The organism is Stenotrophomonas sp. P5_A9 (assembly GCF_056400525.1).
This window is the reverse complement of sequence record NZ_JBFULC010000046.1, coordinates 13,238-35,673: the sequence shown is the minus strand read 5'-3', so window position 1 is coordinate 35,673 and position 22,436 is coordinate 13,238. Positions and strand designations below refer to the sequence as shown.

The 22,436-nt window shown below is 69.6% G+C and carries 18 protein-coding genes; 6 read left to right on the top strand and 12 right to left on the bottom strand.

Features of this window, described 5'->3' with window-relative positions; all coding sequences use genetic code 11:
* Positions 1–515: 515 nt before the first annotated feature.
* The 6 genes from AC1DR7_RS14635 to AC1DR7_RS14610 all read right to left on the bottom strand — a co-directional run bounded on the left by AC1DR7_RS14635 (position 516) and on the right by AC1DR7_RS14610 (position 4,624).
* Entirely contained in the window at positions 516–1,526 is a 1,011-nt protein-coding gene (locus AC1DR7_RS14635; RefSeq protein WP_478052843.1) for an MlaA family lipoprotein, read from the bottom strand.
* 1 nt (position 1,527) lies between these two features.
* Positions 1,528–1,839 carry an STAS domain-containing protein gene (locus AC1DR7_RS14630; protein WP_457318118.1) on the bottom strand — a complete coding sequence of 104 codons (312 nt, stop codon included), beginning with the start codon at positions 1,837–1,839 and terminating at the stop codon, positions 1,528–1,530.
* Positions 1,829–2,485, bottom strand: a complete 657-nt coding sequence (locus AC1DR7_RS14625; protein ID WP_457318117.1) for an MlaC/ttg2D family ABC transporter substrate-binding protein — start codon at positions 2,483–2,485, stop codon at positions 1,829–1,831. Before AC1DR7_RS14625 ends, AC1DR7_RS14630 begins: the two co-directional genes overlap by 11 nt.
* Positions 2,482–3,009 (bottom strand): outer membrane lipid asymmetry maintenance protein MlaD, encoded by a 528-nt coding sequence (gene mlaD, locus AC1DR7_RS14620; protein ID WP_457318116.1) that lies wholly within the window; start codon positions 3,007–3,009, stop codon positions 2,482–2,484. Before mlaD ends, AC1DR7_RS14625 begins: the two co-directional genes overlap by 4 nt.
* Positions 3,010–3,086: 77 nt before the next feature.
* Positions 3,087–3,836: an MlaE family lipid ABC transporter permease subunit gene (locus AC1DR7_RS14615; RefSeq protein WP_256776120.1), complete on the bottom strand. Its 750-nt coding sequence runs from the start codon at positions 3,834–3,836 to the stop codon at positions 3,087–3,089.
* The gene (locus AC1DR7_RS14610) at positions 3,836–4,624 is read right to left on the bottom strand and encodes an ABC transporter ATP-binding protein (RefSeq protein WP_457318115.1); all 789 of its coding nucleotides are present in this window, start codon (positions 4,622–4,624) and stop codon (positions 3,836–3,838) included. The genes AC1DR7_RS14615 and AC1DR7_RS14610 overlap by 1 nt, the downstream gene beginning before the upstream one ends.
* Before the next feature lie 212 nt (positions 4,625–4,836).
* Here AC1DR7_RS14610 and recC point away from each other — a divergent pair, with 212 nt between their 5' ends.
* Genes recC through recD form a run of 3 tightly spaced genes read left to right on the top strand, consistent with a single transcriptional unit; the run spans position 4,837 to position 13,744 of the window.
* Positions 4,837–8,184 (top strand): exodeoxyribonuclease V subunit gamma, encoded by a 3,348-nt coding sequence (gene recC / locus AC1DR7_RS14605; protein WP_478051000.1) that lies wholly within the window; start codon positions 4,837–4,839, stop codon positions 8,182–8,184.
* On the top strand, positions 8,181–11,834 hold the full coding sequence (recB, locus tag AC1DR7_RS14600; protein ID WP_457318113.1) for an exodeoxyribonuclease V subunit beta: 3,654 nt from the start codon (positions 8,181–8,183) through the stop codon (positions 11,832–11,834). Before recC ends, recB begins: the two co-directional genes overlap by 4 nt.
* Positions 11,831–13,744: an exodeoxyribonuclease V subunit alpha gene (gene recD / locus AC1DR7_RS14595; RefSeq protein WP_457318112.1), complete on the top strand. Its 1,914-nt coding sequence runs from the start codon at positions 11,831–11,833 to the stop codon at positions 13,742–13,744. The genes recB and recD overlap by 4 nt, the downstream gene beginning before the upstream one ends.
* A gap of 13 nt (positions 13,745–13,757) precedes the next feature.
* Here the strand turns inward: recD and AC1DR7_RS14590 are convergent, their stop codons facing one another.
* The 6 genes from AC1DR7_RS14590 to AC1DR7_RS14565 form a co-directional block, all read right to left on the bottom strand.
* Positions 13,758–14,153, bottom strand: coding sequence for a hypothetical protein (locus AC1DR7_RS14590; protein ID WP_457318111.1), 396 nt, complete (start codon positions 14,151–14,153; stop codon positions 13,758–13,760).
* A gap of 84 nt (positions 14,154–14,237) precedes the next feature.
* On the bottom strand, positions 14,238–16,295 hold the full coding sequence (locus tag AC1DR7_RS14585) for an FUSC family protein (RefSeq protein WP_457318110.1): 2,058 nt from the start codon (positions 16,293–16,295) through the stop codon (positions 14,238–14,240).
* Between the two features lie 5 nt (positions 16,296–16,300).
* Positions 16,301–17,758, bottom strand: a complete 1,458-nt coding sequence (locus AC1DR7_RS14580) for an efflux transporter outer membrane subunit (RefSeq protein ID WP_478052842.1) — start codon at positions 17,756–17,758, stop codon at positions 16,301–16,303.
* Positions 17,755–18,663 (bottom strand): efflux RND transporter periplasmic adaptor subunit, encoded by a 909-nt coding sequence (locus AC1DR7_RS14575; RefSeq protein ID WP_256776128.1) that lies wholly within the window; start codon positions 18,661–18,663, stop codon positions 17,755–17,757. The genes AC1DR7_RS14580 and AC1DR7_RS14575 overlap by 4 nt, the downstream gene beginning before the upstream one ends.
* Entirely contained in the window at positions 18,660–18,869 is a 210-nt protein-coding gene (locus AC1DR7_RS14570; RefSeq protein ID WP_019183984.1) for a DUF1656 domain-containing protein, read from the bottom strand. Before AC1DR7_RS14570 ends, AC1DR7_RS14575 begins: the two co-directional genes overlap by 4 nt.
* An 84-nt stretch (positions 18,870–18,953) precedes the next feature.
* On the bottom strand, positions 18,954–19,409 hold the full coding sequence (locus AC1DR7_RS14565) for a MarR family winged helix-turn-helix transcriptional regulator (protein ID WP_312238802.1): 456 nt from the start codon (positions 19,407–19,409) through the stop codon (positions 18,954–18,956).
* Positions 19,410–19,567: 158 nt separating this feature from the next.
* Between AC1DR7_RS14565 and folE the strand changes: the two genes are divergently transcribed.
* From folE to AC1DR7_RS14550, 3 genes are all read left to right on the top strand, one after another.
* The gene (gene folE / locus AC1DR7_RS14560; protein WP_256776130.1) at positions 19,568–20,170 is read left to right on the top strand and encodes a GTP cyclohydrolase I FolE; all 603 of its coding nucleotides are present in this window, start codon (positions 19,568–19,570) and stop codon (positions 20,168–20,170) included.
* Positions 20,171–20,264: 94 nt separating this feature from the next.
* A complete protein-coding gene (locus AC1DR7_RS14555) occupies positions 20,265–21,734 on the top strand; it encodes a DUF3375 domain-containing protein (RefSeq protein ID WP_457318107.1) in 1,470 nt (489 codons plus the stop codon).
* Complete coding sequence (locus AC1DR7_RS14550; protein WP_457318106.1) at positions 21,721–22,422, top strand: DUF4194 domain-containing protein; 702 nt, start codon at positions 21,721–21,723, stop codon at positions 22,420–22,422. Before AC1DR7_RS14555 ends, AC1DR7_RS14550 begins: the two co-directional genes overlap by 14 nt.
* Positions 22,423–22,436: the final 14 nt, after the last annotated feature.

The window sequence follows — 22,436 nt, the reverse complement described above, 5'->3', positions numbered from 1 at the left end:
GCCCCCTCCTCCTTTATTTCGCCTCCAAGGGCATGGGAGCCCAGCGCCCGACCCACCGACTGCCGCTTGAGGCGAAATAAAGGAGGAAGAGGCGGCCGMAGGCCGACGCCGGGGGCGTCGCCGGAAAGGGCATGGGCGCCCAGCGCCCGACCCACCGACCAGAGCCAAAAAAGCCGGGCTCCGCCTGCGCCGCGAGCCGAGCCCCTTAGCGGCCGGTAGGCCCTTGGGCAAAATAAAGGAGGAGGCCGCCCCGCGGCCGGGGGACATTTGCGCCAAGGGCCTACCGGCCGCTAAGGGGCCCTCACGCTCGCGACAGACCGGAGCGGAGACGCCGCCCGATCCACAACCGGCGCCTGAACTATCCGACCGCACGCGTGCAGCCGTGCCCAATCTGTTACGCCGGTTGGAACAAGTCGCGCTCTGTACGGGGAGAGGAACCAAAAAAATCCCGCCAAGGCGGGGTTTTTGTCGGCTTCCTGCGGGTAGGTACCCACCGTTGGCAGGTACGCCCTGGCTCAGTTGCCCCAGTTCGGCATCGGCATCGCATCGACCGGGATCGGCGCGGTGTCGTCGGCATCCTTGCCGCGCGTGCGCTTGTCGCGCAGATCGTTCTCGATCTGGTAGTTGCGCCGCTGCAGCCAGGCATCGCGGGTCAGCGCGTACTCGTCCACGGCGCTGTCGCGGATGTCATCCAGTGCCATCAGCTGCGAACGCATGTCCACCAGCTGCAGACCCTGCAGACCGATGCGCACCTTGTCCTCTTCGATCGTGCGGATCGGCGAGAGCGGAATGTCGCCCGCCAGGCCGAACACATCACGCACGGTACGCGGGCCGAAGAACGGCAGTTCCACGTAGCGCGAACCGCGCCAGCCCCAGGCACCCAGGGTCTGGCCGAAGTCTTCGCTGCGGCGCGGCACCATCGCCTTGCTGGCCGGATCGAACAGGCCGCCCAGGCCCAGCGTGGAGTTCATGACAAAACGGCCCAGGCTGTCCCAGGCATCGCCGGGCCTACCCTGAAGCACCTGGTTGGTGATGGTCACCGGCGCACGCAGGTTGCTGAAGAAGTTGGTCACGCCGGTACGGGCGAAGCGCGGCACCACCTTGGTGTAGGCGGTGGCCAGCGGACGGGCGACGGCGCGGTCGACCACGTTGTTGAAGCTGTGCACCCTGCGGTTGAACGGTTCCCACGGATCGTAGGCAGCCCGGCCGGGTTCGGCGCCGTCGGCAGAGGGCGCCGGGCCACCGTACAGCGCGGCGAAGTCGTCTTCGGCATCGGTCGGCGCGGCCTGGCCGCCCGCCTGTGCGGTCCGGGCGGCAGGGCGGTCGGTGGCCACCGGCGCAGTGGCCGGTGCGGCGCTTGCCGCGGCCGGCACGCTGGCCGTGTCGTCGACCGCGACGGGGGCGTCGACCGGCGCCGAAGCGTCCACGGCCACGCTGGCCGGTGCGGCCTCGCGGGCGGGCTTGCCGGCACAGGCGGTCAACGCCAGGGCGAGCACGACGAAGGGGAGGTTGCGTATGACGTTCATGTCAGCTCGCGGCAGAGGGGGCATTGAAATCCAGGGACGGCGCCAACCGGTAGGCTGCGCTGAGTTCGGTGAAGCCGGCGGGAGCGCCGTTGAAACGCGGTTGGATGCCCATGCTGCGCAGGCGCGCGGCCAGTTCGGCCAGCAGCGCCAGGCCGGCGCTGTCCAACCGCGGCACCGCAGTCAGGTCCAGCACCTGCGCATCGGCGGTGGCCTGCAGCGACGGCCACAAGGCCGTCACCGCGGCACGATCGAGCACGCCGCTGAACACCAGCGACGTGCCCTGCACGCTGACGCTGGCCGGGTTACTTGCCACTCGGGGCGGCCTGCATGCTGCCGTTGCGCAGCTCGGTGGCCACCTGCTGGATCGACTTCTGGCGCAGCGGGGCGTCGAACTGGGTCTTGAAGGTCTGCACGTAGGAGATGCCTTCGATCATCACATCGAAGATCTTCCACTGGCCGCCGACGTTGCGCATCAGATAGTCGACCGGAGTCGCTTCGCTGCCGGCGCGCACCAGTTCGGTGGACACCTTGACGCCGCGGTTGCCCGGCAGCGGCGATTCGGACTTCAGGCGGAAGCTGGGCTTGCCCTGGATATCCAGCAGTGCCGAGCCGTAGCGCTGCATCAGGTTGTCGGCCATGGCATCGGCGAACAGCTTCACATCGGCGTCGGAGGCGCCACGGCCGTGCACGCCCAGCACCAGGCGGGCGGCGTAGTCGCGGTCGAAGGTCTTGGTCAGCTCACCGTTGATGAAGCCGCGCAGCGCGGTCGGGTTGCTGCGGAACTCGGTGCGGCGCTGCTGCAGGGTGGACAGGATGCGCGTACTGGCATCGAGCACGACGGTGCTGGCCTGGCCCTGCTGGGCGCTGGCAGCGGCCGGTGCGGCCTGGGCGAAGCTGAGCGAGGGAGCACCGGCCAGCAGGGCCGAGGCGAGCAGGACCGGGATCAGTTTGGTTTTCATTTGTGCGCTTCCGTAGCCGGCGCTTCCGCACCGGGAGCATCCTGGGGAGCGGCGCCGCCGGTATTGGCCGGGCCACTGAACATGTATTTGCCGACCAACTGCAGCAGATCCACCGCCGGCTGGGTGAACACGATCTCGTCGCCGGACTTGAGCACGTCCGGATCACCGCCCGGCTGCAGTCCGATATAGCTCTCGCCGAGCAAACCGCTGGTGAATATGCCCGCCGAGGTGTCGGCCGGCAGGTCTTTGAACTTGCCGTCCAGCTTCAGGGTGACGATGGAATCGAACTTGGTCGGGTCCAGCTCGATGCCGGCGACCTGGCCCACCACCACGCCGCCGATCTTCACCGGCGCCTGTTTGCGCAGCTGCCCGATCTGGGTGAAGCGCGCCTTGAGTTCGTAGCCGTCGCCACCCAGGCCCCACCGTTGGTTGGTGGAGGCCATGGCCAGCACCAGCAGCGAGGCCAGCGCCAGCAGCAGGAAAGCGCCGACGGAAAATTCGAGTCTGGGACCGCGGATGGCCATGGGGTTATCTCACTGTTCTTTTGTCAGGTTCCCCGACGGGTGCCGGGGCGGGGTTGCGTTGCATGCCGTTCCGGGAATTACCGGAACATCATGGCCGACAGCACGAAGTTGAACATCAGCACCAGCAGCGAGGCGTTCACCACCGCGCGGGTAGTGGCCACCGAGGTGCCTTCGATGGTCGGCTCGGCGTGGAAGCCGACGTACGACGCCACCAGTGCCGCGGTACCGCCGAAGATGGCCGACTTCAGCATCGCCACGCCGAAATCGTCCCAGAAGTCCACGCTGTTGCTCAGCGCCGACCAGAACACGCCATTGTCCAGGCCCAGCACGTGCACGGCCTCGAAGTAGCTGGCGCTGATCGCCATCGAGCAGAAGATGCCGGTCAGCAGCGGCACGGTCAGCACCGCTGCCCAGAAGCGCGGCGCCACCACCTTGGCGACCGGATCGATGGCCATCAGTTCCAGCGCCTTGATCTGGTCGGTGGCGCGCATCAGGCCCAGTTCGGCGGCGATCGAGCTGCCGGCGCGGCCGATGAACAGCAGCGCGGTCAGCACCGGCGCCAGTTCGCGGTACAGCGACAGGCCGAGCAGTGTGGACAGCGCGTCGGCGGCGCCGAAGGTGGTCAGCGTGCGGTAGCCCTGCAGGGTCAGCACCAGCCCGACGAAAGCACCGCCGACGGCGATGATCGGCAGCGAGCGCGCGCCGACCTTGTAGATCTCGCGGGTCAGTTCGGCCAGGAAGTCGGCGGTCGGCAGCGAGCCGCGCAGCACCGTCAGCGAGAACAGGCCGGCGCGGCCCAGCGAGCGGGTGGCGTCAACGAACGGCATCAGGCAACCCTCGCGCGCGGCGCGGCATCGAACGGAATCGGACCATCGGGCTGGCCATGCAGGAACTGCCGCAACAGCGGGTCCTGGCTGGACTCCAGCGCGGCCGGGCTGCCCTGGAACACCACGCCACCATTGGCAATGGCGATCACCTGGTCGCAGATCGGCAGGGTCTCATGCACATGGTGGCTGACGATGATGCTGGTCAGCCCCAGGCTGTGGTTGAGACGCTGGATCAGGCTCATGATCACCCCCGAGGCGATCGGGTCCAGCCCGGTCAGCGGCTCGTCGTAGATCATCAGCGGCGGGTCCAGCGCCAGCGCACGGGCCAGCGCCACGCGCCGGGCCATGCCGCCGGACAGCTCGCGCGGCCAGGCATCGGCGGCGGCCAGCAGGCCCACCGCGTGCAGCTTCATCTGCACCAGCCGGTTCAGTACGGCCGCGGGCAGACGGGTATGGGTGCGCAGCGGCAGGGCGACGTTTTCGGCCACGGTGAGGTCGGTGAGCAGGCCATTGCCCTGCAGCAGCACGCCCACGCTCTTGCGCATCTCCAGCAGCGCGCCGGTGCCGGTGGGGATGGGCTTGCCGAACAGGGTGATCTCGCCGGCCACCGGGCGCAGTTCGCCGGTCAGCGCCGCCAACAAGGTCGACTTGCCGCTGCCCGACGGCCCCAGCACGGCGGTGATGCTGCCGCGCGGCACCTGCAGCGACACGTCGCGCAGGATGCTGCGACCGCCGCGATCGATACGCACGTTGGACAACTGCACCAGAGGTTCTGCGGAAGCCGTCATGGAAGCCATTAACAAAATTCCAACGTTGTAAGATCGTGGTGAACGGCTGAACATAACCGAACTGGACCGTGCAGTATTGTCGCACGACCGTTACCGGTCGGCCTGAGACCGCGCTCGCAACACACCGTACCGGGCGACGACAGCCAGGTCGTAGGGCCAGACCGTCGCCGGCCACCCTCGTGATCGTGCGACGGCTGCGGCACACTGGCGCGATGACTGATGCTGCGTCCGACTTCCGCCTGTACCACTCCAATTCACTCGACGTCCTGGCCGCCTTGCTGGCCACCGCGGTGCGTACGCCGGTGCCGGGGCAGTCGATCCTGGTCCCGGAGGTGGTGCTGATTCCGCAGGTCGCGATGCGGCGCTGGCTGCAGTCCACCCTGGCGGTCGAGTATGGCATTGCCGCCAATCTGGAATTCCTCACCCCCGGTGAGTTCGTCGCGCGCGCGCTCAACGCCAACGTCCCGGGCGAGCACGATGACCTCAGCGCTGCCGCTTTGCGCTGGAAGCTGTATGCCGCGCTGCGTGATCCGGACCTGCTGGGGCAGGCGCCGATGCGCGCGCTGCAGGCCTACCTGTCGGCCGCCGATCCGCTCAAGCCCTGGGCGCTGGCCGGCGAGCTGGCCGCGGTGTTCGAGAAGTACCAGGCCTGGCGCCGCGACTGGCTGCTGCGTTGGGAAGCCGGTGCCGACGCGCAGGATCCACAGGCGATCCTGTGGCGGCACATCGCCAGCGGCCACCAGTACCGCGCCCGTCGCATCGATGCTTACCTGTCGCGCTTCGAAGGGGCAGGGCAGGCACTGCCACAGGGCCTGCCGGCACGGGTGTTCGCCTTCGCCACGCTCAACATTTCGCCCGACGTGCTGCGGGTGATGGCCACCCAGGCGCGGGTCGGCACGATGCACTTCTACCTGCCCACCCCGACCCAGGCGTATTGGGGCGACCTGCAGACTCTGGGCGAGAAACTGCGCAGCGGCGCGCCCGATCCGTTCGGCGACGCGGCCGGCGAGAACCGCCTGCTGCAGGCCTGGGGCGCGGCCGGGCGCGACTTCATGGCGGTGCTGGGCAGCTACGAGGTAGTGCATCCGTCCGGTGAGATCGCCGCCTATGACGATCCCGAAGACGATGCGCGTGCGGACATGGACGCGGGTGGACTGTCCGACAGCCTGCTGCATCGGCTGCAACGCGATCTGTTCCACCGCCGTGGACAGCCCTCCGGTGAGCGCCGCGATGGCCTGCGCCGCGACGATCCCAGCCTGCAGGTGCATGCCTGCCATACCCGACTGCGCGAACTGCAGGTGCTGCACGACCAGTTGCGCGGGCTGCTGCAGGACCCGCGCTTCGAGCCGCCGTTGCAGGCCCGTGAGATCGCGGTGCTGGCCCCGGACATCGACCCCTACGTGCCGTACCTGGAAGCGGTGTTCGGCGGTCGCAGCGGGGGGGACGACCACATTCCGTACGCACTGGCCGATACCAGCCCCTTGGCCGGCGAGCCGCTGGCCGATGTCTTCGTGCACCTGCTCGGCCTGCCGGTGTCACGGTTCGGTTTGAACGAAGTGCTGGACCTRCTCGCCAGCGCGCCGCTGGCCGAGGCGGCCGGGCTGGATGCGGCCGACTTCGATCGCCTGCACGACTGGCTGCAGGCCGCCGGCGCGCGCTGGGGGCTGGATGCCCACCACCGCAGCCAGCACCAGGCCCCGCGCGATGATGCCTTCACCTGGCAGTTCGCGCTGGATCGCCTGCTGCTGGGCCATGCCAGCGGCAGCGACGGCGATATCGCCGGCGTGGCGCCGTGGCCGGAGCTGGAAGGCAGCGCGCTGGAGGCGCTGGACCGCCTGCTTGGGCTGTTGCGCGTGCTGGCCCGGTACCAGAAGGCGCTGGGCGACGCCTTGCCGCCGGCACAGTGGCGCCAACGCCTGCTGGCGCTGCTGGACGCGCTGCTGCCCGAGCCGCCGCAGGCGGCCAACAGCCAGCGCGCGCTGGAGCGCCTGCGCAAGCTGATCAACGAATTCGCCCGCGATGCCGAGCAGGCCGGTTTCCACGGCACGGTGGCACCGGAAGTGCTGCGTGCGCACTTCGCCGGGGTGCTGGCCGAGGCCGACACCCGCGCCCCGCTGCTGACCGGTGGGATCAGCTTTGGCCGCATGGTGCCGATGCGCCTGCTGCCGTTCCGGGTGATCTGTGTGCTGGGGCTCAACGACGGCGATTTCCCGCGCCGCGACCCGGCTGCCGGGCTCAACCAGCTCACCGCCGAACTGGGCACCGCCAGGCGCCGGCATGGCGATCGTTCGTTGCGCGAGGACGACCGCTTCCTGTTCCTGCAGCTGTTCGCCTCGGCGCAGGACGTGTTCTACCTGAGCTATCTCGGTGCCGACCCGCGCGATGGCAGCGTGCGCGAACCCTCGGTGCTGGTCAGCGAACTGATCGACGCCGCCGCCGACTACCACCTGGCACCGGCCAGCGCGGCGAGGGAGCTGACCGTGCGCCACTCGCTGCAGCCCTTCGCCCCGGCCGCGTTTGGCGGCGGCGATGAGCCGCGGCGTTTCAGTTATCGCCAGCAGTGGCACCCGGCCGCCGGTTCGCTTGGCGGACAGCGGCGCGCGCTGGCGCCGTGGTTCGACCAGCCATTGCCGATCCCGGACACGTTGCCCGGCGAGGCCGAACTCAGCCTGGACGCGCTGCGCCGCTTCCTCACCGACCCGGCCAGCCAGTTCCTGTCGCAGCGGCTGGGCCTGCGCCTGCCCGAGGACCTCGGCGATGCCGATGACGTGGAACCGCTGGTCATGGCCGCGCGCGGCAGCGATACGTTGCTGCTGCGGCAGGCGGTGATCGAGGCCACCCTGGACGGGGACGATGCGCCGCTTTATCCGCGGCTGCGCGCCCGCGCGCTGCTGCCCTCCGGTGCGCTGGGGCAGCGCCAGTTCGAGGCGCTGCAGGCCCAGACCCGCCCCTACGCGCAGGCGCTGGCCCAATGGCAGGCCGGCACCGACGCCGACAGCCGCCGGTACGAGGTTGAGATCGACGGCGTGCGCCTGCACGGCCGCATCGACGGCGTGCATCCGCACGGCCTGGTGCGGCTGCGCCCGGGCCCACTCAACGGGCGTGCGGCGATCCGCCAGGGATTGGACTGGCTGCTGGCCAATGCCGCCGGCGACGCGCTGGCGCTGGTGCAGTTCCACGATGCGGATGATGACGGGCTGGGCCCGCACGTGCTGCCACCGTTGCCGCCCGAGCAGGCCCGGCAGGTGCTGCGGCGCCTGCTGCACCTGCGCAGCGAAGGGCTGCGCGCGCCGCTGCCATACGCGCCGTCCACCGCGTGGGCGATCTACACCGCCGCCGAGGCCAAGCGCGAAACCGAGGGCCGGGCAAGGTGGTACGGCAGCGACCGGACGTGGGGTGAATCCAGCGGCGCCGGCTACCCGCTGGCCCTGCGCGGACGCGATCCCTTCGCCACGCCAGACAGCTACCGGCAACTGCTGCACAACAGCTTCGTGGTCTTCACCGCGGTGCGCGAGGGCCGGGTATTCCCCGGCTTCGATGACCAGGGCGCGACAACATGAGTGACCACGACCTTCTCGACGATCCCTACCTGACGCTGCCGCTGGACGGCGTGCGCCTGATCGAGGCCAGTGCCGGCACCGGCAAGACCTTCACCCTGGCCACGCTGTTCACCCGGCTGGTGGTGGAGAAGGGCTGGCGCATCGGCCAGATCCTGGCGGTGACCTTTACCGATGCGGCCACCCAGGAACTGCGCAAGCGCATCCGCGAGCGGCTGGCGCTGGCCGCGCAGCTGGTCGAGCGCGCGCCGACCGATGCGGACACCCCCGAGGTGCTGCTGACCCGGATGATCCTGCAGCGCCAGCTGGCCTTGGGCGAAGAAACGCCGGCGGCGCTCGCGCGCCGGCTGCAGACCGCCGCCGATGAAATCGACCTGGCCTCGATCTTCACCATCCATGGCTTCTGCACCCGCGTGCTGCGCGAACACGCCCTGGAGAGTGGCCATACCTTCGATCCACCGACCCTGTTGCCCAGCGAACGCGCGCTGCACGACGAACTGGCCGCCGACCTGTGGCGCGTGCATGCCAACGATGCAGCCACCGTGGATGCGTTGACGCGGCTGTGGTCCACGCCCGAGGCGCTGGCCGGTGACCTGACCACGCTGATCAAGCCGCTGCCGCTGTTACCGCCGGTGCCCATCGGGTTGGACCACGATCCGCGTCCGGCGCACGCGCTGGCCGCGCGCCAGTTCGCCGCCGACTACCGCCAGCACGGGGAAGCCTTCCTGGGCGACGTCTGTGCGGCAGTCGAGAACAAAGTGCTCAACGGCAACAGCTACAAACTGGCCTGGCTGGAACCATTGGCCGTGCAGCTGCACCGCTGGGCGGCCGATGACACGCCGGGCGCAACCTTGGATGCCGACCCCGAGCGGCTGCGCCGGCTGACCGTCGAAGAACTCACCGCGCGCACCAACAAGGCCCACGCGGGCAGGACGCCGCAGTCGCCGCTGCAGCACGCCCTTGCCGTGTACCTGGCCGCGGCCGATGCGCTGGCGCTGTGGCAGCGCGGCCAGGCGACCGCCTTCCTGCACGCGCTGCGCGACCAGGCCCGCGCGCGCTTGGCCGAGCTCAAGCGGATCGGCCGGGTGCAGACCTATGACGACCTGATCGATGGCGTCGCCGATGCGCTGGAAGGCCCGCACCGCGATGTGCTGGTGCAGCAGCTGCGCGCGCAGTACACGATCGCGTTGGTGGATGAGTTCCAGGACACCGACGACCGCCAGTGGGGCATCTTCCAGCGCGTGTTTGGCGATTCGGCAGAAACCCGCGCTGCCGGTCTGGCGCCGGCGCTGTTCCTGATCGGCGATCCCAAGCAGGCGATCTACGGCTTCCGCGGCGGCGACATCCACACCTATCTCAAGGCCAAGCGCCAGGCCGATGCCGCGCCGCCGCTGGACCGCAATTTCCGCTCGCGCCCGGCAGTGCTGCACGCCATCGAGGCGCTGTACACCCATGCCGGCGACGGCGCCTTCCTCGAAGCGGACATCGGCTTCGAGCCGGTGCATGCGGGCAGCACGCGGGTGGATGCCGATTTCCTGCGCGACGGGGTTCCTGCGCCGGGCCTGACCGTGCGCGTGCTGCACAACAGCGATGGCGGCACTCTCAAGGCCGATCCGTCGCGGCAGCAGGCCAGCGATGCCTGCGTGGCCGCGATCCACCAGCTGCTCAGCGATGCCCGCCAGGGCCGCGCGCTACTGCGTGGTCAGCCGGTGCAGCCCGGCGACATCGCCGTGCTGGTGCGCTCGCACCGCGACGCCACGCGCATCCAGCACGCGCTCAGCGCGGTCGGCATTCCGGCGGTGGCCGCCGGCAAGCAGAGCCTGTACGCCACGCCCGAGGCGCAGGACCTGCGCCTGCTGTTGCTGGCGCTGCTGCAGCCGGCAGACGAAGGGCGCCTGCGCGCGGCATTGTCCACCGTGTTGCTGGGCGAAGACGCCGCCGCGATCGATGCGATGGAGCGCGAGGGCGACGCGCAGCGCAGCGTGCAGATCCGCCTGCTGCTGTGGCGCGAACGCTGGCAGCGCGGCGGACCGTTCGCGGTGATCGCCGACCTGTGCGCCGAACACGCCGAACGTCTGCTCGGCCTGCTCGATGGCGAGCGTCGGCTGACCAATTACCTGCAGCTGGGCGAACTGTTGCAGCAGGCCGCCGCGCAGACGCTGGGCATGCATGGCCTGCTGGATTGGCTGCAGGTACAGATGGCCCACGCCGACCAGAACGACGAACAGCAGCTGTTGCGGCTGGAATCGGACGCGCGCCGGGTGCAGATCATCACCCTGCACAAGAGCAAGGGGCTGGAGTATCCGCTGGTGTTCCTGCCGTTCGTCGGCATCGGGGGCAGCGCACCCAATACCGATACGAACTGCACGGTGTATGCCAACGGCCGCCGCGAGCTGCACTGGAAACTGGACAAGGACGAGGCGTGGAGCGCGGCCAGCACGCGCAGCGCGCAGGAGCAGGAGGCCGAAGATGCGCGCCTGCTGTACGTCGGGCTGACCCGCGCCGAACACGCGTTGTGGATCGCCGCTGGCGATCTGGCGGGGCTGGCCAAGACCCGTTTGGCGCCGATGCTCTCGGACATGGCTGCACTACGTGCGCATCCGGACATCGCCGTGGTCGACGGGCCGCTCGAACCGCGCCCGCCGCAGCTGGCGTTCGAACGCGACGGCGAACTACCGCCGGTGCGCGCGCTGACCCGGCGCATCCCGCACGACTGGTGGGTGTACAGCTTCACCCAGCTTGCCCACGCCGATGCCGGCCACGACACCGACGCGGCCGCCACTGAAATTCCCGCACCGGCCGCTGATGAACCGGTCGGCGTGGACCTCACCCTGGACGCCGAGCAACCGGCGTTGCCCAGCGAGGAGGTCATCGACCCGCGCTTCATGGGCAGCCGCTTCGGCAACGTGCTGCACGATGCGCTGGAAAACACCGACTTCGCGCGCTGGGCGCACTGGCAGCCGGGACAGCCCGCGCCGGACGATGAAGCGCAGGTGCTGCGCGCCTGTCTGGGTGAAGAAGGCTATGCCGATGAAGACCTCGACGATGGTGTGGCGGTGCTGACCGCACTGGTCGGCCAGACCCTGACCGTACCGCTGCCCGAAGGGGGCGCATTGCACGATCTGCCGGCCGATGCGCGCCGCGCCGAAATCGAGTTCCACTTCGCCATGCAGCCCACGGCGGTGCCGGCACTGCTAGAGCTGCTGCACGCGCACGGCCTGGTTCGCGAGCGTCGCGGCTTCGGCGTGCGACGGCGGCTGGAGGGGCTGATGACCGGCAAGATCGATCTCACCTACGTACGCGATGCGCGCTGGTACGTGCTCGATTACAAATCCAACCGCCTGCCCGGCTACGACGCCGCGCGGTTGCAGAGCGCGATGCAACACAGCGAGTACGACCTGCAGGCGCTGATCTACACCGTGGCGCTGCACCGCTGGCTGCGCTTCCGGCTGGGCGCGCAGTACGACTACGCCCGCGACATGGGCGGCATCCGCTACCTGTTCTGCCGTGGCCTGGATGCCGCGCGCGCGGACAGCCCCGGCGTGTACGCACACCGCTTCGACCCGGCGCTGGTCGATGCGATGGATGCGCTGTTCGCCGGTGGCGAACAGGCCCAGGCCCGCATGGCCGCACGCGCACGGGGTGAGGCATGAGCCTGCTCACCGCCCTGCAACGCGGCAACGCGCTGCGCACCCTCGACCACGCGCTGGCGCAGAGCCTGCGCCGGTTGCAGCCGGACACCCCCGATGCGGTGCTGGCGGCCGCGGCGCTGGCCTCGCTGGCGGTGTCGCAGGGGCATGCCGGGCTGGATCCGCGGCACCCGCAGCGCCTGGTCGACACCGACGTCGACTGGCCCGACGCCGAAGCCTGGCTTGCGCAGCTGCGCGCTTCGCCGTGGGTGGACGTGCCGGCCTCGGACGCTGCCGAGGCCACCGCCGACCGGCCGCTGGTGCTGGAAAACGGGCTGCTCTACCTGCGCCGCTACCGTGAGTACGAACGTCGCCTGGCCGCCGGCCTGCAACGCATCGCGACCCATCCGCTGGCCCAGCCCGATCCCGGCGCGCTGGCGGTGTTGTTCGGGCAGTTGTTCCCGCAGGCGCACGACGGTACCGACCACCAGGCCCGTGCCGCCGGCGTGGCGCTGCGCCATCCGCTGGTGCTGGTCACCGGCGGGCCCGGTACCGGCAAGACCACCACCATCGCGCGCCTGCTGGTGCTGCTCGCCGCGCAGGCGGCGCAGGCCGACCAGCCGCTGCCGCGGGTGGCGCTGGCCGCGCCCACCGGTCGCGCCGCCGAACGCATGGCCGAAAGCCTGCGCGTGGCCGTGCAGCGACTGCGCCTGGTCGGTATCGCCCCGGCACTGTGCGATGCCATGCCCACCACCGGCACTACCCTGCATCGCCTGCTTGGGACCATTCCTGATTCACCGCGCTTCCGTCACCACGGCGACAACCCGCTGCCGTTCGATGTGGTGGTGGTGGATGAGGCGTCGATGATCGACCTGCCGCTGATGACCAAGCTGGTCGAGGCGGTCGCCTCCGGTACCCGGCTGGTGCTGCTCGGCGATCCGGACCAGCTGCCGTCGGTGGAAGCCGGCGACGTCCTCAGCGCGATCCTGCGCGCCAGCGGCGATGGCCTGGGCACCCGCGCCGACGATGCCGACGCATTGCGCGCGCTGTTGTCACCGGCCACCCTGCAGCCGCTGGCCGCCGGCAGGCGCTTCGGGGGCCGACGCGTGCAGCTGCAACGCGGCTATCGGCAGACCGATGCACTGGACCTGGTGCCGCTGGCGCATGCCGTGCGCGACGGCGACAGTGACGCCGCGCTGGCGCTGCTACGCAGTGACCGGCTGGCTGGCGTGCACTTCCATGAAGACCAGACCGATCCGCTGCAGCACCGCGATCACCTGCTGGCGCACTGGCGCGGGTTGGGCGAGGCCGCCGATCCGGCGCAGGCACTGGCCAACGCCGGTCGTATCCGCCTGCTCACGGCCGTACGCGAAGGCGCGCAGGGCGCACGTGGACTCAACGCCCGCATCGAAGCCCTGTTGGCCGGGGTACCGCGTCCGGGCATGGCGCCGGGTTATTTCCATGGACGTCTGCTGTTGATCACTGAAAACAGCTATCGCCATCGCCTGTTCAACGGCGACATCGGCATCTGCCTGCGGGATCGACAGGGCGCAGTGACCGCCTGGTTCCCCGGCGACACGCCCGACCAGCCACGCGGCTTCCATCCGGGCGCATTGCCGGCGCATGAAAGTGCGTTCGCCATGACCGTGCACAAGGCGCAGGGCTCGGAGTTCGACGAGGTCTGGCTGCAGTTGCCGCGTCGCGACAACCGGGTGCTGTCACGTGAGCTGGTCTACACCGGCATGACCCGCGCGCGGCAGTCGCTGCATGTGCTGGGCAGCGCGGAGGTCATCCAGGCCGCGCTCAAGCGGCATGCCAGCCGCATCTCCGGGCTGGCCGCGCGCCTGCATGGCCCGCCAGACGCGCCAGACGCATCAGAACCGCCGGTGGGCGACACAGCGGTCGCCGCACCGGCGCAGGGGCAGTTGTTCTAGCCCCGCTCCCGGCTTATTCCGGAATTACCACGGTGCCATCGGGGAACACGATGGCGCCGTCACCGCTGACATCGAAGAAGCCCAGCTGGTGGGTGTTGGCCAGCACCTGCACCAGGCCATGCGCGTTCTCGGCCACTTCATCATCGAAGGACGCGTAGATGACGTGCTGGCCGACGCTGTAGTCGGTCACTTCCGGGCGGTCATCCTCGTCATCGGCCAGGGGGCCGTCCATCGGCGGGAAGTGCTCGGCGAGCGCGGCGAAGAACGCCTGCAGCGCCGGCACCGACACCTTCGGATCGTCGTAGTCGTGCGTCTCGTTCCACTCGGTCTGCGCGTCGTACCACTGCAGGAAGGCGTCCGCCTCACGCGGGGCGACGGCGGGGTCGAACACCATCAGGTCGTAACTCATCGGGAATCACCTTGATCCATGCGCAAATGCATGCGTCAGGATAGCCCTGATCGGCGCGGACCGGCCGGCCCGTGCGGGGCCGGTTCAGCGCGGCGCCGGCAGGCCAGGCGCCGCGGCGGCCGTAACGGCAGGTGCATCGGCCACCGGTGCGTCCGGGAACAACGCATAGCGCAGCCCCAGCACGCCCATCAGCGCCTCATCGCGCGCCTTGCCCGCGTCCACGGTCTGAACTCGCTTCAGCGAGGCCTCCAGCTTGGCCTGCAGGCCGGCCGGTGCCGGCAGCGGCGCCCGCCGTGCCACCTGCGCGCGATAGTGCGCGCCCACATCGTCCAGGATCGATTCGATCGCCTGCATGCTGGCCGGCGGCAAGCCATGGCGGGCGCGGCGCAGCTGCAGGATGTTCAGGCCGATGCGCGCTTCGGTAAGCATGTCCACCGAGGCGATGTCGCTGCCTTCCGGGGTCGCCGCCAGGCGCGGGGCCAGCAGGCCGAGCAGGTCCAGCATGCGCGCGGCGAACTGCTGGCGATCCTGCTGGCCACGGCCTTCGGCGGCCTCGGCCAGCGTGGTCCAGCCCTGCCGCACCAGCCGGCGTGCGGTCCATTCGGCACCGACCGAGCGGAACAGCCGGGTCATCACCACCGCAAACCCGATCCCGATGAACATCGCCACCGAGGAATTGATGAAGCTCTGGATGTTGGCGTTGTAGGTGTTCTGCACGTTGAGCAGCGCCACCAGGTTGACCGTCAACGGCAGCCCGATCAGCGCGGTCTGCGGCTTGTGCAGCAGCAGGCCCAGCGGCAGGAACACCACCGCCAGCACCAGCGCCAGGCTGCCGAAGTCATGCACCGCCGGGAACACGCCGAACAGGTACACCCCGGCCACCAGGCTGGCCACGATCGCCCACAGCAGGAAGGACAGCATGCTCGGTGCCGGATCGTCCTGCGCGGCGAAGAACGCAGCAGCCACCGCGGCCATCATCGCGCCGTTGCCACCGCCTTCCCAGCCCAGCCCGATCCACAGCGCGCAGTAGGTCATCAACGCCACGCCGGCGCTGGCCGCCGAGAACAGCGCCATGCCGTAATCCACATGCCGTGCATCACTGCTGCGCGTGGCGCGGATCCGGTAGTGGGCGGTATCGCGCGGCGCGCTGCCCTGTTCGATGGCGTCCTGCAGGGTGCCGCAGTCCTGCCACAGGTCCACCAGCTCCTCCAGCCGCAGCAGCAGGGTCACCAGCAGCAGGTGGTCCAGCTCGCCGTCCACCGCCGGCTTGAGCGCCAGGATGCGGGCGCGCAGCGCGGCGTATTCGCTGGCGCTGGAGCGGCCGGGCTGCTCCAGCCACTGTGCGATGTCGGTCACCAGCGGCTCCAGGCCCGGCGGCAGCGCACGGCCCCCGGCGCGCAGCGCGCCCAGGCGGTCTGCGATGGAAGACAGCACCGGCAGCATCAACAGCATGCGTTCGCGCAGCCGCTCCATCGACACCGCCGCGCCGGCATGGCGGGGATCGTCGCGACGCAGGAACTCGATCAGCGCCTCGAACTGCACCAGGTCGGCGGCCAGCCGGTTGCGCGGGCCATGCGCCTGGCCACGCAGCAGGATCTGCCGCGACCACTGCGCCGCATCGCCCATCCAGTTGCTGACCCGCGAGCGCAGCATCGGCCGCACCGAGGTGGGGAAGAACAGCGAGGCGAACAGCACCGCCACCACCGTGCCCAGGATGATCTCTTCGCTGCGCGCCACCACCGTGTCGAAGATGGTGTCCGGCGAGGTCACCGCCGGGAAGCCGATGAAGGCGGTGGTGTAGCCGGCCAGCAGGAACGCGTAGCCGCGCGGACCACGGTTGAGCAGGGCGATGAACAGGCAGCCGGACAACCACAGCGACATCGCCGCGCTCAGCAGCAGCGGCATTTCCACCAGGTGCGGCAGCATCCACAGCGTTGCCGCACCGGCGATCAGGGTGCCGACGATGCGGTACACGCCCTTGGCGCGGGTGGGGCCGAGCATCGGCTGGGTCACGATGTAGACCGTGGCCATCGCCCAGTACGGGCGCGACAGGTTGCCGGCCAACCCGATGTACAGCGCGGCCAGCGCGGCCAGGAAGGTCTTCACCGAAAACAGCCACGCCTGACGGTCCAGCAGCACCATCGCGTTTACCTCGTCGCCTTGCCGGCGGCCACGGCGTCGGCGTTCCAGCCGCCACCCAGCGCCAGGAACAGCTGGATCTGATCACGCGATACCTGCGCCTGCGCGGCGGCCAGGGTGGCATCGGCCGAGACCAGCGTGCGGTCGGCATCCAGGCTGGCCAGGTAGGGGGTGCGGCCGCCCTGGTACAGGCGCCGGTTCTGGCTGGCGGCCAGTTCGGCCTGCTGCTGGGCGGTCTGCAGCGATTGCAGGCGTTGCAGGTCGTGCGCATAGCGGCTGAGCGCGGTCTGGGTTTCGCGCAGCGCCTGCAGCACGCTGTGGTCGAACTCGGCCAGCGCCGCGTCCGCGCCCGCCTCGGTGGCGTGGATGCGCGCATGCGTGCCCGAGGACGGCAGCGTCCAGGAGATCAGCGGGCCGATCGACCACTGCTGGGTCAACGGCTGGCCGAAATCTTCCAGCAGGCCAGCCGCACCGACCGAGGCGCCCAGGCGGATGTCCGGGTACAGCTCGGCGGTGGCCACGCCGATCCGCGCGGTGGCCGCTGCCAGCCGGCGTTCGGCCTGGCGCACGTCCGGGCGACGTTGCAGCAGTGCGCGGCCATCGCCCACCGGTAGCGGCTGGGCCAGGGTCGGCGCCTGGCTGCAGTCGCCCACGCCGTCGGGCAGCTGTCCCGGGGTGCGACCGAGCAGGGCCGCCAACTGGTATTCGGAGGCTTGGCGCTGGGCGCGCAGCGGTGGCAGCGCCGCTTCCAGCATCGCTACCTGGGCGTTGGCGCGGGCCAGCTCGGGCGGGGTGCCGCGGCCGGCGTTGATCAGCCGCTGGGTGACCTCGCGGCTGCGCTGCTGCAGCTGCAGCGAATGCTCGGCCACGTGCAGCTCATGGTTGGCATGGCAGATCTCCACGTAGCTGCCGGCGACCTGCGCCACCAGCGACACGCGGGCCAGGTCGAGGGCGGCGGCCACGCTCTGCTCGTCGGCATGCGCGGCCTCGGAAGCGCGCTTGAGCTTGCCGAACAGGTCGAACTGGTAGGACACGGCGAACTTGCCGTCGGCCAGGTTGATCGGCGGCAGTTCGTGTTCCAGCAGGAACGATTCAGCCGACAGCTGCGCACGGCTCACCCCGGCCTCGGCCTCGTACTCGAAACCACCGGCATCCAGCGCCTGCTCGTAGACGGCGGCAGCGCGGCGCAGGTTTGCATCGGCCACCTTGAGTTCCACGTTGTCGCGCAGTGCCTGCTGTACCAGGGCATTGAGGGTGTCGTCCTGGTACAGCTCCCACCAGCGCGCGGGCAGCTCGGCACCGGCGGCTACCTGTGGGTTGCCGGTGTCGATGAAGGCGGCATTGGCCTCCGGCCGCTGGAAGGCCGATCCTGCGGGCACGGTGTAATCCGGGCCCACGGTCTTGCACGCGGCCAGGGTGGTCAACGCCAGCCCCAACGCGATGCGGTGCAGGGCAGGGCGGCTCACAACGCCGCCTGTGCCGGTCGTGCCGGCGTGGCCTGGACCGTGTCCGGCACGATGGTGACCGTGGCGGTGCGCCCGGCGATCAGGTTGACCCCGGCCGGCACATGGTCGATATGGATGCGCACCGGGATGCGCTGGGCCAGCCGCACCCAGTCGAAGGCCGGGGTCACGTTCGGCAGCAGGCTGCTGCCTTCGCTGCGGTAGCGGTCCTCGATGCCGGCGGCGATGCTCTGCACATGGCCCTGCAGCGGCTGCGCCTCGCCCATCAGGCGGATATCCACCTTCTGCCCGGCGTGCACGCCGCGCAGGCGGGTTTCCTCGAAATAGCCATCAACGCGGAACGAACCGGTATCCAGCACCGCCATTACCGGCCGCCCTGCGGTGACGTAATCGCCGGCACGCACGGTGCGGTCGTTGACGTGCCCGGCGCTGGGGCTGCGCACCTCGGTACGCGCCAGATTGAGCCTGGCCAGGTCCACGGCCGCCTGCGCGGTGGCCATCGAGGCCTGCGCGGCGAGCAGCTTGGCGCGGCGTACCTCGGCATCCTCGGCGGCGACCAGGTCGGACAGGCTGCGGTCGCGCGCGATCTCGCGGCGCAGCTGGTCCAGCGTGGCGCGACGTTCGCCGAGGGCGGCCTGGGCCTGTTCCAGCGCGATCTGGTAGCGGGCGCGGTCGACCACGAACAGCACGTCGCCGCGCGCCACCGGCTGGTTGTCGGTCACCTTCACCGCCTCCACCAGCCCGGACACGTCCGGTGCCACCTGCACCACGTCGGCGCTGACGTGCGCATCGCGCGTCCACGGTTCGTCCATGTAGTACGACCACAGATGGCGCAGCACCAGCACCGCGGCGATCACCGCCACGACGGTCAGCACGACCGGGAAAGCACGCTTGAGGATCTTGTTCACGATTGCATCCAACGCATCAGGGAAAACAACCCGCCAAGCACGATCACGTACACGGCCAGGTTGAACAGGGCGGGGTGCCAGATGTGGCGGTAGGCGCCGGTGCGCTGCAGGACCACGCGCAGCCCGCTCTTGAGCAGGTACGCCAGCAGCATCAGCCCGAGCAGGGTCGGGACGAACACACCATAGAGACTGAATTCACCGTACATCGAGGCAAAGGGTTCACTGGGGGAGCGGAAAGGGGGGCGCCCGGCGTCGTGACACGGCACCGGGCGGTAAAACGGGGAAACGGCTTACGTCACGCGTTCGGCGGCATCGGCCAGCAACTGCCACAGCTTCAGCACGGTGCGCAGTTCATCCAGCGACAGCTCGCCGAACACGCCCTGGCGCAGCCCGATCAACTCCGTTTCCAGCTGGCTCACCAGGGCTTCGCCCTTGTCGGTCAGCCACAGCAGGTTGGCGCGGCGGTCGCTGGCATCGCATTCGCGGCGGACCAGGTCGCTGGCCGAGAGCTTGTCCAGCAGCCGCACCAGCGACGGACCTTCCATGCCCAGCTGCTGGGCCAGCGTCACCTGGCGGATACCCCCGCCGGCACGCCCGATCATCAGCAGCGGCATGGTGCATGCCGCTGAAATGCCGTAGCTGCCCAAGGCCTGGTCGGCCAGGCGCTGCCATTGCCGCCCTGCATAAAGCAGGCCGGAGCTGAGCTGCATCTGCAGCTGGGTGCGTTCGTCGAGGGTTCGTTTCATGGCAGATCGATAGGATACTACTAATTTCCATCCTATCAATACCCTGGCCCAACCGCAGCCCAACGCCGGCCCGCCGCCGCAGGCCCGGACACCGTGGCGGGGGACGTCCGAGGGGTCTGTCGGGTACGATGCTCGCCCCCCTTCGGGTGCTGTATGTAATGAGCAAACAAGACAACGACGCCACCCCGGTCACCCAGGCCGATGCCGAATCGGCCGTGCGCACCCTGCTGCGCTGGGCCGGTGAAGACCCCACCCGCGAAGGCCTGCTGGATACCCCGCGGCGCGTGGCCGAGGCCTACGGCGACTGGTTCAGCGGCTACCGCGACGATCCGCGCGCCTACATGGAGCGCACCTTCGAGGAAGTGGCCGGCTACGACGAACTGATCGTGCTGCGCGACATCGAGTACGAAAGCCACTGCGAACACCACATGGCGCCGATCATCGGCCGCGTGCACGTCGGCTACCTGCCGGCCGGCAAGGTCGTGGGCATCAGCAAGCTGGCCCGCGTGGTCGAGGCGTATGCACGCCGCTTCCAGGTGCAGGAAAAGATGACCGCGCAGATCGCTCAGTGCATCCAGGACGTGCTGCAGCCGGTCGGCGTGGGCGTGGTGGTGGAAGGTGCGCACGAGTGCATGACCACCCGCGGCATCCACAAGCGTGGCGTCAGCATGGTCACCTCCAAGATGCTGGGCAGCTTCCGCGAGGATGCGCGCACCCGCGCCGAGTTCCTGCGCTTCATCGAAGTGGGCGGCAAGCGCTGAACCTGCCGCGCGCCCGGCAGCGCTCCGCCGGGCCTTTCCCCTTCCCGCTGCGCGGCGTCCGGCCGCGCGGTGTTTTTCCGGATGTCCTGGCTGCATGAAGCACCACGAACGCATCACCCGTTACCGCACCCTGCGCGAGCAACCCCAGTGGAAGCTGCTGGCGGCCGCCAACGCCCCGGAAATCATCGGCCTGCTGCAGGGCCTGTTGATGGATGGCGAGCGGACGCTGCCGGCCGCGGCCCTGCATGAACGCCTGCAGCGCGCGCTGGACCAGCTCAACGGCGAGGAACTCTCGCGTGAGTTGCCGCGTACCGCCCAGGCCTACATCGCCCACTGGCTGGCGCAGGGCTGGCTGGAGCGGCGCCTGCCCGAGGGGGCCGACCAGGAGCAGTACGAGCTGTCCACCCAGGCCCTGCAGGCGATCCGCTTCGCCGACAGCCTGGAGCAGACCCGCGTGGCGGCCACCGAAAGCCGGCTGGCGCTGGTGATCGAACAGCTCTCGCAACTGGCCGCGCAGACCGAGTCCAACCCGGATGCGCGCCTGTCGGCGCTGCGCGACGAACGCGACCGCATCGACGCGGAGATCGCGCGGGTCGGCCAGGGCCGCGTGGTGGCGCTGGATGGCAAGCGCGCGCTGGAACGCGCGCGGCAGATCATCGGCCTGGCCGATGACCTCACCGAAGACTTCCGCCGTGTCCGCGACGATTTCGAGCGCCTCAACCGCGAGTTCCGCGAACGCATCATCGACGATGAAAGCGAACGCGGCGAGGTGCTCTCCCGGTTGTTTGAGGGCGTGGACGTGATCGGTGACAGCGACGCCGGGCGCAGCTTCCAGGCCTTCTGGCGGCTGCTCAACGATGCCGAGCAGAGCGCCCAGCTCGACGCCGCGCTGGAAGCGGTGCTGGCACGCGGCTTCGCCCGCAAGCTCGACCGCGACGAGCGCGCCTTCCTGCGCGGCTTCACCGGCACCATGCTCGACCGCGGTGGCCAGGTCCACGACGTGCTGCAGCACTTCGCGCGCAGCCTGCGCGGGTTCGTGCAGAGCCGTGGCTACCTGGAACAGCGCCGGCTCAACCAGCTGCTCAAACAGGCCCAGTCCGAAGCGCTGGCACTGCGCGATGATTTTTCCGCCCAGCGCCCGATCGGCCGCGACCTCCAGCTCACCACCAGCCGCCTGCGCTCGTGGTCGCAATGGAAGCTGCACGATCCGCGCAGCGCACAGGTGGATGGCAGCGTGCAGCGCAACGATGCGGCCAGCATCAGCCTGGAAAGCGTCGGCGACCTGGTCGCGTCCTCGGAAATCGACTTCCGCACCCTGCGCCGGGACCTGCACGAACTGCTCGGCGTGCAACCGAAATTGAGCATCGCCCAGGCCCTGTCGCAGCGCGAAGCGCCGCAGGGACTGGGCAGCGTGATCGGCTACCTGTCGCTGGGCACCCGCCACGGCGTGGTGGTCGACGGCGAACAGGAAACCGCCCATTGGCGTGGCGGCGATGGGCAGTGGCGACGCGCCCGCATCCCGCTGGTTTGGTTCACCCAGGAGAAACGCCATGAACTGGCATGAAGATTCCCACGATGCCGCCCCGATCGACGGGCCGGCAGACGACCAGGACGCAGAGCCGGTCGTGATCACGCCGCCGCCGCGTCGCAACAACGACGTGTTCTACATGGGCGATACCGGGCGCCTGCCGCTGGATGGGCGCCGCGCGCTGTGCCAGCTGTTGATCGGCCCCAGCATCGACCAGCTGCGCCACGCCAAGCTGTGGCCGGCATTGATCCGCAGCGAAGCGGCCATCCGCTCGGCGCTGGCGGACCTGTTCCTGGAGCTGGTGCTCGACCGCGACAGCGGCGTGGCCTTCACCCGCCAGGCCGATACCGAAGACATCGACGCGCCGGTGCTGCTGCGCACCTCGCCGCTGACCTTCATCGACTCGGTGCTGCTGCTGTACCTGCGCCAGCAACTGGCCGAGGCCGATGCACGCGGCAACCGCGCCGTGGTGGCCGACACCGAGATGGCCGAAGCACTGGCCATCTACGAGAAAAACCTCTCCACCGACCGCGCGGGCTTCAATCGCCGTGTCGCCGCGGCCGTGCAGAAGATGAAAGAGAACCACATCCTGACCCGCCTGGCCGGCCAGGACGACCGACACGAAGTGTCGCCGGCGCTGAAGCTGCTGTTCTCCGCCGAAGATGTCTCCGCGCTGTCGTCGGTGTACCGCCAGCTGCGCGAAACCCCTGCTGCAAAAGCCTGAACGGACCGACCGAC

What these genes read in the sequence shown, in the direction of transcription:
- AC1DR7_RS14635 (WP_478052843.1), bottom strand. Translation starts at nt 1,526, where the DNA reads ATGAACGTCATACGCAACCTCCCCTTCGTCGTGCTCGCCCTGGCGTTG.
- AC1DR7_RS14625 (WP_457318117.1), bottom strand. Translation starts at nt 2,485, where the DNA reads ATGAAAACCAAACTGATCCCGGTCCTGCTCGCCTCGGCCCTGCTGGCC.
- mlaD (WP_457318116.1), bottom strand. Translation starts at nt 3,009, where the DNA reads ATGGCCATCCGCGGTCCCAGACTCGAATTTTCCGTCGGCGCTTTCCTG.
- AC1DR7_RS14615 (WP_256776120.1), bottom strand. Translation starts at nt 3,836, where the DNA reads ATGCCGTTCGTTGACGCCACCCGCTCGCTGGGCCGCGCCGGCCTGTTC.
- AC1DR7_RS14610 (WP_457318115.1), bottom strand. Translation starts at nt 4,624, where the DNA reads ATGACGGCTTCCGCAGAACCTCTGGTGCAGTTGTCCAACGTGCGTATC.
- recB (WP_457318113.1), top strand. Translation starts at nt 8,181, where the DNA reads ATGAGTGACCACGACCTTCTCGACGATCCCTACCTGACGCTGCCGCTG.
- recD (WP_457318112.1), top strand. Translation starts at nt 11,831, where the DNA reads ATGAGCCTGCTCACCGCCCTGCAACGCGGCAACGCGCTGCGCACCCTC.
- AC1DR7_RS14590 (WP_457318111.1), bottom strand. Translation starts at nt 14,153, where the DNA reads ATGAGTTACGACCTGATGGTGTTCGACCCCGCCGTCGCCCCGCGTGAG.
- AC1DR7_RS14585 (WP_457318110.1), bottom strand. Translation starts at nt 16,295, where the DNA reads ATGGTGCTGCTGGACCGTCAGGCGTGGCTGTTTTCGGTGAAGACCTTC.
- AC1DR7_RS14570 (WP_019183984.1), bottom strand. Translation starts at nt 18,869, where the DNA reads ATGTACGGTGAATTCAGTCTCTATGGTGTGTTCGTCCCGACCCTGCTC.
- AC1DR7_RS14565 (WP_312238802.1), bottom strand. Translation starts at nt 19,409, where the DNA reads ATGAAACGAACCCTCGACGAACGCACCCAGCTGCAGATGCAGCTCAGC.
- folE (WP_256776130.1), top strand. Translation starts at nt 19,568, where the DNA reads ATGAGCAAACAAGACAACGACGCCACCCCGGTCACCCAGGCCGATGCC.
- AC1DR7_RS14555 (WP_457318107.1), top strand. Translation starts at nt 20,265, where the DNA reads ATGAAGCACCACGAACGCATCACCCGTTACCGCACCCTGCGCGAGCAA.
- AC1DR7_RS14550 (WP_457318106.1), top strand. Translation starts at nt 21,721, where the DNA reads ATGAACTGGCATGAAGATTCCCACGATGCCGCCCCGATCGACGGGCCG.